The sequence below is a fragment of the Mitsuokella apri genome (assembly GCF_051886055.1).
Classification (GTDB): Bacteria; Bacillota; Negativicutes; order Selenomonadales; family Selenomonadaceae; genus Mitsuokella.
Genome location: NZ_JBJEXT010000021.1, coordinates 1 through 13066, shown reverse-complemented (window position 1 = coordinate 13066; position 13066 = coordinate 1). Strand labels below are relative to the sequence as shown.

Here is a 13066-nt window from a genome sequence, read left to right as displayed (position 1 = left end):
ACGGAGCACACGATGGCCATGATGCTCGCGATGTCCCGCAACATCCCGATTGCCAACGAGACGATGCATAAGGGCGAATGGAACCGCAAGAAATACGTCGGCGTTGAGCTGCGCGGCAAGACTTTAGGCGTTGTCGGCATGGGCCGCATCGGCTCGGGCGTTGCCAAACGCGCCATGGCTTTCGACATGAACGTGCTCGCTTATGATCCTTATATTAATGAAGAGCGTGCGAAAGCTCTCGGCGTCAAAATCGCTACCTTTGACGAAGTCATCGAGAACTCGGATTTCATCACGGTGCACATGCCGCTGACAAAGGAAACGAAGGGCATGATCGGCATGGAGCAGATGAAGAAGATGAAGAAGGGCGTCCGCCTCGTCAACTGCGCCCGCGGCGGCATCATCGACGAAGCGGATCTCGCCGAAGCACTCAAGCAGGGCCTCGTGGCAGGCGCGGCCATCGATGTTTACACGAGCGAGCCGCCGGCTGAAAAAGGCAATCCGCTGCTCGAGGCTCCGAACATTGTCCTGACGCCGCACCTCGGTGCCTCGACCGTTGAGGCCCAGATCGGTGTTTCGGTCGATGTAGCCAAGGGCATCATCGCTGCCCTGCACGGTGAGCCTGTGGCTACGGCCGTCAACATGGCGCCGGTTTCGCCGCAGGTCATGCGCGTCATCGCGCCGTACCTTACGCTGGCGGAACGTCTCGGCGGCACGGTCGTCGGCCTCGCCGACGGCCCGATTGAATCCGTCGAAGTCACGTACAACGGCGAGATTACGGAAGTCAATACGGGGCTTCTGACGACGGCCGTCATCAAGGGCATCCTGAATCCGGTCATGGAGAATGAAGTCAACTATGTCAATGCACCGGGCCTTGCCAAAGAGCGCGGCATCAAGGTTTCGGAGCGCAAGGAGCGCGAGGCCGAGAATTTTGCCAACCTCATCACGGTCGATGTCGTCGCCGGCGGCAAGAAACTTTCCGTACAGGGCACGCTGTTCGGCACACAGGGCCGCATCGTCCGCATCAATAAATTCCGCGTCGATGTTGACCCGCATGCGCGCATCCTCATCTGTCCACACATCAACCGTCCTGGCGTCATCGGCACGGTCGGCACGCTGCTCGGCGGCAACGGTGTCAATATCTCGGCCATGCAGGTCGGCACGACGGAGGAAGAGGGCAAGAACCTCATGGTTCTGACGGTCGACAACGATATCCCGCCAGCTTTGCTCGAAACGGTCAAAGCCCTCGATGGCATCTTCGACGCCAAGCTTGTCAATTTTTACGAAATCTAAATAAGTCTTCCTATATAATATAGGAAGAAATAAAAAAACTGCTGTTAGTACAGCAGTTTTTTTTGATGGTTTTTATGCGTTTAGGGTATTTTCGCCGCTGATTTTGTCGGGCAGGAGCAGCGAGAGAGCAAGACAGATGATGACGGGCAGCAGCCACGCAAGACCGCTTTCGTGCAGGGGCAGGCTGCCCGTGATGGAAGCGGCAAAGGAAAAACCTGCAAACTGGCGCAGAATGTCCAAAAGCGATACAAGAGCCGCAGCAAAAGCGGCAAGGCGCATGCCGGTACGCGAGAGCTTTACGAATTTGTTCAGGATCGTCATGAGGACAATCGTGATGGCAATGGGATAGAGGAAAAGCAGCAGGGGCAGGGAGACCTTGATGATCTCGTTCAGGCCGAGATTGGCGAGCAGGAAACTCACGAGGCTGATGGCCGTCACATATTTTTTGTAGGACATAAAAGGAAATTCCCCATAGAAGAATTCTGCCACAGCGGCAATGAGCCCTACGGTTGTCGTGAAACAGGTCAGGGTAATCATAACGGCGAGAAAATACATGCCTGCAGGCCCGAAAAGATGCAGGGAAGTCTCAGAAAGCACATAAGCGCCGAGGTTGATATGGGCATTGCTGTAGATTTCGGGAGCAATGGGAAAGTGATTGCCGAGCAGGGCAAGTCCGAGATACAGGGCCCCCATGAGCAGCGTAACGGCAAGTCCCGCCATCCAGATGCAGAAATAATGCTCCCTGGCCGAACGGAAGGAGAGACGGCGCATCTCGTTTAGGGCAATGATGCAGAATGCGAAGGAAGCCAGCGTGTCCATCGTATTGTAGCCTTCGATGAAGCCGGTGCCAAATGATGCTTCAGCGTATTTGCCAAGCGGGGCCGGCAGTGTGGTATTCGTATAGGTGCAGAGACCGGCAATCGTCAGCACGACGATGAGCAGGACGAAGATTGGCGTCAGCACTTTGCCGAGTCGGGCGAGAAGTTTGGAAGGCGTGATGGCCAGCCACCAGCCAAAGGCAAAGTAAAGGCTGGTAAAAATGGCCAGAGGCAGAGTGCCGTCGCCCGTGATGGGCAGTACGCCGATGGAAAAAGAGGTAGCGGCCGTGCGCGGGATGGCCATCAAAGGTCCGATGGAGAGGTAGATGAGTGAGAGAATGAGCAGCGAGAAAAATGGGGAGAGTTTGCGGCTCATCTCCGCACGGAAGCCGCCGCTGTTGAACGTGCCGATGATCAGGGCGATCACCGGCATGCCGATACCGGAGAGCAGGAAGCCCAAAATGGCTGGTCCGAACATCGTGGCGGACTGAAAGCCAAGGGAAGGTGGAAAAATCAGATTACCGGCGCCGAAGAACATGCCGAACAGAAGCAGCCCAATCTGCAGTCCTTTTTTCGTCATAAAGCAAATTCTCCTTTCCAGAGATTGAAAAAATATATGCGGTGTAGATTGTTCTATTCTATAAGATTTTGCTGTGCTTTGTCAATTGAGAGAAGACAATATAAAAAAATCAACCTGTTTTGTCCTTCCTGAATTGATTTATGCGATATTTCTGGCATGTACTATGTATACAAGAGTAAAAATATAGAATCATCATCGAAACATCCATTAAGTATACATGCATACAATTTGCAATATATGTAAACCTGCGCTATAATAAATCCACGGATGGAGGAATGACGTATGTATATGAAAGATATGCTTGTGATGAGAATTAAATTGATTGCTTTGAGCCAGATTCGGAATATCGAAGATTCCGTCAAAAGGAATCCGATGGCTTATCGCAAAGATACAATGGAATACTGCGACGCCATGTATGATATCATCGCCAGCATGTCCCGTGAACGTCTCACGCGCATCGTCGTACCGATTTATGAGAACTACGAGGAAATGGGCATGGCGGATGACCGCTATGTGGCCGATTCCCTGATGATGATTGTTTTGGCACTTTACCAGAACGAGATTGGCGAAGAAAATATTTACGACCTTGGCTGGACGAGCTACATTGAAGATTTCTTCCGCGTCCAGACGGCGACTGCCTGAATCTTTGAATCGTAAGGGCATGTTATGGATTTTAAATTTTAATCAAAAGTAAAGGAAAGCTCCTGCTCAGGCAGGAGTTTTTTTATTGGGCGCGAAGTGTGTAAGGAGAAAACAAAATAGAAGAGGAGGCGATTTTCTTGCCGATGTACAGAAAATCTCTGCTGATTCTGCTCCTTATCGTCGCAGCAGTGGCAGGAGGAACGTATTATGGCTGTTATACGCAGGATAAAGAGACGATTCAGCTTGATGCGGCGGCAGGCAGCAGCGGGACGCAGCAGGATCTTCCTGAAGTAACAGTCTATGTGACAGGTGCGGTGAACAAGCCGGGTGTCGTGACCGTAAGAGACGGGGCGCGCACCATGGATGCCGTCAACGCCTGCGGCGGGCTGCTGCCAACGGCTGACAGCGGGCAGATCAACATGGCACAGGTGCTGAAGGACGGGCAGCAGGTCCGCATTCCGGAGAAGAAGGGAGAATCTGCAGCAGCGAACAAGCAGACAGCGGGACAAAGCAGCGCGAAAAACGCGGCTGCAGCAGCTGTCGTCAATATCAATACGGCATCGGCTGAGGAGCTTGACACGCTGCCGGGCATTGGCCCTGCCATGGCAAAGCGCATCATCGAATACCGTGAGACAGAGGGCAGCTTTGCAGCCCCCGAGGACCTCAAGAAGGTCAGGGGCATTGGCGAGGCAAAGTTCCAGAAACTCAAAGACAAGATCTGTATCTGACCTTAGACCTTAATGGGAGGCGGCTATGAAGACAGGACAATATCCCGTTCTTTTTCTCGCCGGCCTGCTGCTGATGCTGGCTGCGGGAATTGCTGTATCGTATTTCCATCCTTATTTAGGGAATCTGGGAGATTTTTGGGGGTTCGGTGTATCTTTCTGGCTGATGCTGGGACTGCCGGTATTCCTGCTGGCGGTATGGATGACCTGGCACAGCAGCCGCTTTTGCTGGCTGCCTTTGCTGCTGCTCTTTTTCCTCTGCGGGATTTTTCGCCTGCAGAGCAGCATGTCCCTGTCGGAACATGATATTTCACGATGGGCAGAGCAGCCTAAACAGGAAATCCGGCTCAGCGGGACGCTGCTTGAGGAGCCGCGCTGGCAGAGCGTGCTGGCGCCCGATGGCAGCATGTTTTATAAGGTGCGTTATCTCGTGCAGGCAGAAAAAGTCAAGTCCGGCGGCCAGTGGCAGGCAGCTTCAGGCAAATGCTATGTCTATGCCAGAACGACGGCAAAAGAGGAAAAGGCCCGCATCGGTGACGGCCTGACGGTGGGCGGGACGGTCCGAAGGCCCCATGGCTATCAGAATCCGGGACAGATTGATACGGAGCTGCTGCTGCGCGCCGACGGGATTACCGCTCTTTTGACAGCGGGCAAGGGAACTGTCCATATAGAACAGAGGGATGCCTGCCCTCTGGAACGGTTCGTCGCCGACTGCCGCCGCCATTACCGGCAGAGCATGGAAAACGTCATGCCAAAGGAAGATGCGGCTGCTGTTTTTGCCATGCTGTTTGGCGGCTATGAGGGCATTGAGCCGGAACTCATCGAGGATTTTCAGACGACGGGCATCGTGCACATTCTGTCGGTCTCGGGCTCTCATATCAGCCTTGTCGCGGCCGTCATGCTCTGGCTGGCTTCCATGCTGCGCCTGCCGCGTGCCATTTCTGCTGTCCTCGTGCTCGGCAGCATTGCCTTTTACAGCATCCTCGCGGGCTGTGTTCCCCCTGTCATCCGCTCGGCGCTGATGGGCAGCTTGAGTTTTCTGGCACTGGCCTTTGGGCGCGAGCGCGAGTCGCGCTATATCCTGCTGCTGACAGGGATTTTCATGCTGATGTGGCAGCCGCTGCTGCTCTTTCATATCAGCTTTGAACTCTCCTATCTGGCAACGGCAGGACTGATCTTTTTGGCACCGGTGCTGTACCGCTGGGGAAGGCAGAGGGGGATTCCTTCCTTTATGGCGATGGGATTGGCCATCACGGCTGCAGCGCAGCTGGCCTCCCTTCCCGTGCTGCTCTGGTATTTCGGGCAGGTATCCCTGTCTTCCCTGCTGGCCAATCTCTTGGTCGTGCCCATCTTGGAGCTCATGATTGTCTTGGGGCTGTTTGCCGGCATTGCGGCGTTTTTTCTGCCGTTTCCCGGTCATCTCATCTTTGCGTTTGACAGCCTGCTCTTAGGCGTGGCGGCAGAGCTTGCGCATGTACTGGCTAAAATTCCCGGAGGCCTTCTGTATCTGCCGGCGATGAAATGGCAGCTTTGTCTGCTCTATTATTTTCTGCTGGGCTTTTTGCTGTTTTGCTTCTGCCGGCGCGATTTTGTCCGGACGCATCTTTATCCGTACAGGCGGCAGGCAGCGGCTGTTTGTTTATCCCTGTTTCTTGTCTATGGGCTGTCGCAGCTGCTGGCCACGCGCGAAATGGCCGTGCATTTCCTCGATGTCGGGCAGGGAGATGCCGTCCTCGTCGTGACGCCGCATGGCAGGGCCATGATGTTTGATACGGGCGGCACGCGCGACGGCAGTTTTGACATCGGCAGCAAGGTCGATGTGCCGTACCTTCTGCATCACGATGTCCACGCGCTCGATGCCATTTTTCTTTCGCATGCACATGAGGACCATGCGCAGGGCTGCAGCGGCATCCTGAAAAAAATACCCGTCGAGCGTGTCTATATGGCGAAAGAGGGCCTGGATGCTTACGCGCGCAGTCTGCAGCTCAGCGATGCTGACCCCGTGCTGCGGAAATTCCAGACGGCAGAAGAAGGCCATGCGTTTATGCTTGACGGTGTTAAAGTAGAGGTGCTGTTTGCTCCGCCAAAGCCGTCCGGCGGCGGTACGGGCAATGAAGTGTCAAATGTTTACCGCGTTTCGTATGGCAGGGCCAGTTTCTTGTTTACGGGCGACCTTGTCAAAGAGCAGGAAGCAAAGCTCATCGCCACAGGAAAAAATCTGCATGCCAATGTCCTGAAGGCCGGTCATCATGGCTCCGCGACGTCGAGCTCAGAGGCTTTTCTGGAAAACGTGGCCCCGTCATACGGTGTTTTCTGTGTGGGCTTTGAAAATTCGTTCGGCCATCCCAAGCCGGAAATCGTGCAGCGCTATCAGGAGCATGGCATACGGACCCTGCGCACGGACCGGGATGGGGCTGTCGTCTTTCATACCGATGGGAAGACCATGCGCGTGGAGACCTATGCGGATACAAAGATTTTGAGGTGACGTTATGGAATTTGAAGAACTGAATCCGGCGCAGAGAGAAGCCGTACAGGACCTGCAGAACAATATCCTGCTCCTCGCACCGGCCGGCACGGGCAAGACAAACACGCTGGCCTGCCGCATTGCCAATATCCTGGAGCAGAAACGTGCGGAACCAGAGGAAATCCTCTGCCTGACGTTCACGAATAAGGCCTGCCGCGAAATGAAGGAGCGCATTGTCATGCGGGCTGGTGAGGCCGGCAGGCGCGTCATCGTCAAGACATTCCATGGCTTTTGCTACGACGTCATCAAGACCGAAGCCAAGCGTCATTCCGACCTTTTTGCGGATTTTACGATTTTTGATGAGACCGACTGCCTGGGAATTGTGCGCGAGCTTCTTGAAGAGAAATGGCCCGAACGGTCCGTGCAGTCCCTGATTGCCGGACTGAAGTCGGCGAGAACGGCTTATCACCTTGAATCCGGAGACGATGAAGCGGATTATCAGGAAGCACTCAGACGCCTGATGCAGGAACACCCGGAAGTGGTCCGCAAACTGTCCACAGATGAGCACTATCAGTTCTATCGGCAGCTCTTTGAGGGCTGGCAGGTCTGGGGCCCGCATGTCACGGCTCTCTATGATGCAAGGCTGCACGATATCCACGGCCTTGACTTTACGGACCTCATCGTACAGGCGGATGCCCTGTTCCGGCAGGACGAAATTGCGACGAAATGGGCGCGCCGCTTCCTTTATATCAATATTGATGAGGTGCAGGACACGAGTGAACTCGAGTACAGGATCATGGCCCGCATCTTTGGCTGCAGTCATCTGCTGCTCTGCGGCGATTATTTCCAGACGATCTACGAATGGCGCGGTTCACACCCCGAGACGGTCCTGCGCGCTTATCAGCGGGACTGGCAGCCGCGCCGCCTGGTGCTGACAGAAAATTATCGTTCCACGCAGGTCCTTTTGAGTGCGTCCTTTGCCTGCCTGCAGCAGCTTTTCCCCGAGCGCGTTTCGGCGCTTTATCCCGAGGGGCTGCATGCTGTAAGTCCTGAGTACGGTCCGCCCATTGTCCTCAAGGGCGCTGTCAGCTTTCAGGAAGAAGCACAGTGGATTTATTATACGATTCAGCAGCTGGGCGTCAGGGATTACAGCAGTGTCTGTGTCCTGACGCGCAGCAACCGCTATAATAAGGACCTCTCTTCGTATTTCCGGAGCTTTGGCTGTCATTTGCCCGACAAAGAGCGGCTGCCGTTCATGCTCATTGATGAGGTCAAATTTTATAGGCGTCAGGAAGTCAAGGATGTACTGGCCTTTCTGAAGCTCATCCTCAATCCGCATGATACGGCAAGTTTTGTGCGTATCCTCAACCGTTTCGGCAAAGGCATAGGTCCGGGGACTATTCGAAAAATATCGCAGGAATCGTATCGCAGGGCAGGCATCCGCATCACGGATTATCTCGACGATGATGCGCGCCGCACGGGCGACCCGTTTGCGGTGCTGCTGAAGGCTTTGGACGAAGACAATGTCGTCGTCTTTGATGTCGAAGCGACAGGGGTGGACCCGACGCGCGATGAGATCATCCAGATTGCGGGGATAAGGCTTAGCCGCGATGGCAGCGTCAAGGCGGAGTTCAAGCGCCTCTTGAGAGCTGCGCGCGCTGTGGGCGACAGCGTGCGCATTCATCATATTGAAGATGATATGCTGCAGCAGGAAGGGCAGGACCCTGCGCAGGTGCTTCGGGATTTCTGCGAGTTTGCCAAAGACGCGGTCATTGTCGGGCATAATGTCACCTATGACCTCAGCATCCTCGGCAGTGAACTCATGCGTCTCGGACTGCCGCAGCTTAAATACCGCCGCTACTATGATACACTCGACATTTTTCGGCGCTTTTATCCGAACCTGCCGAACCATAAACTTGAATATCTCGGCGAGTTCTGCAAGGTATCACACCGTTCCACGCACGATGCCATGGACGATATCTGCGCAACTTCGGAAATCCTGCTGTTTGCCGTGGAGCATAATATAAAGCCCTATGCAGAGGACCGCCGTGCCTTTATGGCGAAATGGCAGGTACTCTTTACGGATATGGCAGAGAAAATATCTTCTTTCCGGCGGGATGCCGAAGTGATGCGGCCGTGGCAGCTGATTGGGCAGATCGTCGTCAAGACGCAAATGGATGACTATTACAGGCGCAGAAACGAAGAAACGCGCATCGAAAATCTGCGGGACCTCTTTCGTCAGGCTCGCGATATGGACGAAAAGGAAGTCAGGCCCCTCGATGCCCTTTTGCGCTTTCTTAATTACACCGTCTTGTCCAACACGAATCTCGATGCCCTGACCAAGCGCCAGCAGATTCCCATCATCACCGTGCATCAGGCCAAGGGTTCGGAATTTGACTATGTCTTTGTTGCGGGCCTTCAGGAAGGGAATTTTCCGGGACTGCAGGCTGAGAAGAATGATACGATGGATGAAGAGGCACGTCTCTTTTACGTGGCCATCACGCGGCCGAAAAAACAGCTTTTCTTGTCCTGGTGCCAGTCGCAGCGCGGCCATTACACGCATATGAGCCGTTTTTTGCGCACGCTGCCGCGCCGCTATGTACAAAATGTCTGAATGCTAAAGCACGCTGCCTGTTTTTGTCAGGCAGCGTGCTTTTTTGTATGGGAGGATTTGTGTTATAATTTTTTAGAAACACTTTGCAGAAAGGGGCGTAAACCGGGTGAAATTCACAGAGTTCATGGGGAATATCCGCAAACAGGAACTGCCGCACGTGTTCCTGCTGTCAGGAGAAGAACATTATTATATCGATAAGGCGAAAGAGGCCATACTAAGCCGTTTGTTCCCTAAGGGGCAGGGGAGTGAAGATGCCCTGCAGAAGGCTGATGGCGATATGGAACTTTCTGCGCTGCTTGCCAATATTGAGTCCGTTCCTTTTTTTGCGGACAAGAACGTCATTTTGCTGAATGGCACGAATCTCTTCCGCGACAGCAAGCAGGCGGGCGGCGACAGCAAGGAACTCGATGAACTCATCCGGCTGCTCGGGGATATGCCGCCTTACAGTTATGTCGTATTCATTGCTCCGTATAAGGCCGACAAGCGGCGCAAGCTTTACAAGGCCGTCAATAAGGCCGGCCTGATCCTTGAGGCAGAGCCCCTGCGTGCCTGGAATATTGGCGAATGGCTGCAGGGAAAGCTGCGGTCTCTCAATAAAGATATGGACCGTGAGGCCTATGCCTATTTTGCCGGAGCTGTCAGCATGATGCAGCAGATTTCCCTCGCGTATCTTGACAAGGAATTTGACAAGCTCGCGCTGTTCAGCAAGGAACGCCATATTACGAAGGCCGAGCTCGTTGAGGTTTTTTCAGGGGTGCCGGAGGTCTCGGTCTTTGCCCTGCTCGATGCCATCAGTGCGCGCGACAGCAAAAAAGCCCTGCTGCTCCTGCACCGTCAGCTTGCGGACGGCACGTATTTCACGGTGCTCGTGGCCCTTTTGACGCGCCATGTGCGTCAGCTCTGGCAGGCAAAGGAACTAATGAAAAAGGGCATTCGCGGCAAAGCGCTCGCGAAGCCCTTGGAACTCAATCCCTTTATTGCCGAAAAACTCGGCCGTGCGGCTGCAGCATTTCCTGAGCCGGTACTCAAGCGCGCCATGCTCATGTTGATTGACGCGGATTATACTTTGAAAACGGGGCAGGCTGGCAATGAAGTCCTTGAAGAAGCGGTCATCACCCTCTGCAAAGGAAAGGATTGATTCATATATACGGAGTTATTTCTCTGCTTTCTGCGGGAACGGCGCAAAAATCGTGCAGACGGCGGCAAGCGGCAGCGTTAGCGACGACAGCAAAAGAGCCTGCGTCAGGCCAATCTGGTCGCCGAGGGCAGCCGTGACGGCCGTGCCGAGGCTGCCGAGACCAAAGGAGAAGCCGAGCATCATGCCCGAGGCCATGCCTTCACTGCCGGGCATGGCACGCTGTGCCCAGACGAGGGAACTCGGCTGCGGTGCGAGCAGCAGAGCGCCCGTCAGGAACAGTGCAATGAGGGAAAGCGGTTCGTTGCCCGGATTCAGATAGAAGTAGATGGTCGGGAAAATCGAGAGGGCTAAAGAGATGATGATGATGCGCTTATGGGCGAAGCGGTCGCCAAGGTAGCCGCCAATCAGGCCGCCCACGGTGCAGCCAACGAGGAAAAGCGTCAAAAGCGTGCCGGAGAGAAGTCCCGAGTAGCCATGCGAGACGAGCAGCAGCGGCAGGAGCGTCGACATCGAGACATGCGTGCAGCAGCGCAGTCCCATGGCAATGTTCAGGCGCAGGATGGACGCATTGCGGAAGACTTCGCTGAGATGGAAGACCTTGGCTTTTGCTTTATCGGCAACGGTCGAATACTGCGTGAGGCCGCTCTTGAGGCAGATGAAGGCAAAGAGAAAGCCCGGCACCATGAGCCATGGCAGATCCTCCATCGAGAAGCGATTGAGGAAGGCAATGACGATGACCGGCGCGAGCGCATAGCCGAGGTTGCCGCCCGCGATGTAATACGACATGGAACGTCCCTGCCGTTCCGATGGTGCTGTCTTGGCTACGAGTGTCGAGCCGAGCGGGTGGAAGCCCGAAACGGAAAGACCCGTGAACGCGATGAGCAGGAACAGCATGAATTTCGTCGAAATCAGGCCAATCGAGCAGATGCAGACGGCACCGAACGGGATGACGGGAATCAGCAGGCGGCTGAGATTGTGCCGGTCCATGATGTAGCCGAAGACCGGCTGCATCATATTGCTCGTGATGGAGAGCACCATGACGAGGAGACCGCTGACGGTCAGGGAAATGCCGAGCTTCGGCATGATGATCGGCAGCAGGATGGGCAGGAAGTTGCAGTAAAAATCATTGAGGAAATGGCCGGTGCTCAGGAGCAGCGTGCCGTCCTTTCTGGCAGTTAACTTGACATTGGCGGTTAATTCGCTTGACATGAAAAAGTCTCCTTTGAATTTTTTGCCTGTATTAGATACGGCTGCTCTTGTCTCCCATGGCCCGCAGCAGCCGCTTGATGGGCAGCAGGCGCAGGATGATGCAGCAGATGATGAATTCCGGAATCAGGTAGCTGGCATTGAAGACGAGCGAATAGACGAGCGGGTTCATGCCGGCCGGTGCATACGAGGCGAAGAAGACCACGCCGGAAATCAGGTGGCAGAGGAAACGCGCGAGAAAGGCGAGAGCCGTGCCGCGGTAAATATGCTCGCGCCAGAGGCCGGCAAGGCCCATGGCCATATACGGCAGCGGATAGTCGAAGAGCACCTGTACGGGATGCACGATGAAAGGGTCCTGTATGATGTTGATGAGGCCGTAGAGAAAGCCCGCCAGAGCGCCGATGCCGGGACCATAGCGGTACGAGAGCAGCAAAAGAGGCACCATGGCACCGAGTGTCACACTGCCGCCCTGCGGCATATGGAAAATGCGAATTTGGTGCAGCACAATCGTCAGCGCGAGCATCAGCGCGATATCGATGAGCGTGCGCGTTGTCAGATGGATATGACGCGTATAAAGTCCGCCTAAAATCAACAGCAAAGTGCCAAGCATGGCAAAGTCGGCTGTCGGCGACGCAAGAAGTTCAGACATAAAAACACTTCTTTCTATATAAATTACATAAACAACATACCGTAATACAGCAGAGCGGATTGCCTGCAGCGCCTTATATTGTAGCAAATGTTACTGTGGAATACAAGGTATTGTGTTACGATGAAAACATGAAACAGGAGGATGATAGATATGGGAAAATGGGCCGTCATTTATTCGTCGGTTACGGGCAATACAAAGAAAATCGCAGAAGCCATCGCGGAGCAGGCCGGAGATGCTGACGTGTTCCGCGTGCAGGATGCACCGGAGGACCTTTCCGGCTATGAGGTTGTAGCACTTGGCTACTGGCTGCGCCTCGGTCAGCCGGACCCTCTGATGCTCAAATATCTGCCGAAGGTCCATGATGCTCAGGTCATCTTCTTTCAGACGCACGGCACGGCGCCGACGAGCGAACACGCCATCACGAGCTTTGCGCGCGCCGGCTATTTTCTTGGCCCTGACTGCACGATTCTCGGCACGTTCGGCTGCCGCGGCAAGATCAATCCGGCCATGCTCAAGAAGCGCCAGAATGCAGGCCCCGATGACCCGCACGGCGGTCCGAAGAGCATGGAGCGCTGGAAACTCGCCTCGACGCATCCCGATGAACAGGATATCGCGGATGCCAAAGACCTCGTGGAGCGCATGAAGCATAAAATGGTCATGCGCCAGCGCTTCCTCGCGAAAAAAGCGGCGAAACTCGCTGCACTGCAGAAGAAAGCATAATATAGTATTCCATAATTTTATTAGAAGCCAGATTCCTTAAAATAGGGAGTCTGGTTTTTTGTTTCCTTTTTTTAATGAATCGTTCATTCCTTATTGTTAAGGTGGATTTTTCGTTGCATTTGTAGTATTATTAAAATAAAATGATTTTAATCATTTATATTAAGCGACAGCACTTTACAACTTTTGAAGCAAAATAAAATCGCATAGCCTCCCTCGCGAT

The 13066-nt window shown here is 54.2% G+C and carries 10 protein-coding genes; 7 read left to right on the top strand and 3 right to left on the bottom strand.

The window, feature by feature from the left end; genetic code table 11:
• A partial coding sequence (gene serA / locus ACI4OH_RS02170; protein ID WP_439784065.1) for a phosphoglycerate dehydrogenase occupies nucleotides 1-1290 on the top strand: 1290 nt, incomplete at its 5' end.
• 72 nt (nucleotides 1291-1362) lie between these two features.
• On the opposite strand, the gene brnQ is transcribed toward serA, so the two are convergent.
• Nucleotides 1363-2688: a branched-chain amino acid transport system II carrier protein gene (gene brnQ, locus ACI4OH_RS02165; protein WP_439784064.1), complete on the bottom strand. Its 1326-nt coding sequence runs from the start codon at nucleotides 2686-2688 to the stop codon at nucleotides 1363-1365.
• A gap of 303 nt (nucleotides 2689-2991) precedes the next feature.
• Between brnQ and ACI4OH_RS02160 the strand changes: the two genes are divergently transcribed.
• The 5 genes from ACI4OH_RS02160 to holA all read left to right on the top strand — a co-directional run bounded on the left by ACI4OH_RS02160 (nucleotide 2992) and on the right by holA (nucleotide 10271).
• Nucleotides 2992-3330 carry a hypothetical protein gene (locus tag ACI4OH_RS02160; RefSeq protein ID WP_435720814.1) on the top strand — a complete coding sequence of 113 codons (339 nt, stop codon included), beginning with the start codon at nucleotides 2992-2994 and terminating at the stop codon, nucleotides 3328-3330.
• A 137-nt stretch (nucleotides 3331-3467) separates the two neighbouring features.
• Complete coding sequence (locus tag ACI4OH_RS02155) at nucleotides 3468-4058, top strand: ComEA family DNA-binding protein (RefSeq protein WP_435720813.1); 591 nt, start codon at nucleotides 3468-3470, stop codon at nucleotides 4056-4058.
• Between the two features lie 25 nt (nucleotides 4059-4083).
• Complete coding sequence (locus ACI4OH_RS02150; RefSeq protein ID WP_435720812.1) at nucleotides 4084-6540, top strand: DNA internalization-related competence protein ComEC/Rec2; 2457 nt, start codon at nucleotides 4084-4086, stop codon at nucleotides 6538-6540.
• Nucleotides 6541-6544: 4 nt separating this feature from the next.
• On the top strand, nucleotides 6545-9133 hold the full coding sequence (locus ACI4OH_RS02145; RefSeq protein ID WP_439784063.1) for a 3'-5' exonuclease: 2589 nt from the start codon (nucleotides 6545-6547) through the stop codon (nucleotides 9131-9133).
• A gap of 106 nt (nucleotides 9134-9239) precedes the next feature.
• Complete coding sequence (gene holA, locus ACI4OH_RS02140; protein ID WP_439784062.1) at nucleotides 9240-10271, top strand: DNA polymerase III subunit delta; 1032 nt, start codon at nucleotides 9240-9242, stop codon at nucleotides 10269-10271.
• Nucleotides 10272-10286: 15 nt separating this feature from the next.
• On the opposite strand, the gene ACI4OH_RS02135 is transcribed toward holA, so the two are convergent.
• Both ACI4OH_RS02135 and thiT read right to left on the bottom strand, forming a co-directional pair.
• A complete protein-coding gene (locus tag ACI4OH_RS02135; protein WP_439784061.1) occupies nucleotides 10287-11480 on the bottom strand; it encodes an MFS transporter in 1194 nt (397 codons plus the stop codon).
• 31 nt (nucleotides 11481-11511) lie between these two features.
• On the bottom strand, nucleotides 11512-12126 hold the full coding sequence (gene thiT, locus ACI4OH_RS02130; protein WP_435720808.1) for an energy-coupled thiamine transporter ThiT: 615 nt from the start codon (nucleotides 12124-12126) through the stop codon (nucleotides 11512-11514).
• A 150-nt stretch (nucleotides 12127-12276) separates the two neighbouring features.
• Here thiT and ACI4OH_RS02125 point away from each other — a divergent pair, with 150 nt between their 5' ends.
• Entirely contained in the window at nucleotides 12277-12846 is a 570-nt protein-coding gene (locus ACI4OH_RS02125) for a flavodoxin family protein (protein ID WP_435720807.1), read from the top strand.
• The last annotated feature ends 220 nt before the right edge of the window (nucleotides 12847-13066 follow it).

Excerpts from the sequence above, each read along its gene's own strand:
- ACI4OH_RS02125 (WP_435720807.1), top strand. The coding sequence starts at position 12,277 with ATGGGAAAATGGGCCGTCATTTATTCGTCGGTTACGGGCAATACAAAG.
- ACI4OH_RS02135 (WP_439784061.1), bottom strand. The coding sequence starts at position 11,480 with ATGTCAAGCGAATTAACCGCCAATGTCAAGTTAACTGCCAGAAAGGAC.
- ACI4OH_RS02145 (WP_439784063.1), top strand. The coding sequence starts at position 6,545 with ATGGAATTTGAAGAACTGAATCCGGCGCAGAGAGAAGCCGTACAGGAC.
- ACI4OH_RS02150 (WP_435720812.1), top strand. The coding sequence starts at position 4,084 with ATGAAGACAGGACAATATCCCGTTCTTTTTCTCGCCGGCCTGCTGCTG.
- brnQ (WP_439784064.1), bottom strand. The coding sequence starts at position 2,688 with ATGACGAAAAAAGGACTGCAGATTGGGCTGCTTCTGTTCGGCATGTTC.
- thiT (WP_435720808.1), bottom strand. The coding sequence starts at position 12,126 with ATGTCTGAACTTCTTGCGTCGCCGACAGCCGACTTTGCCATGCTTGGC.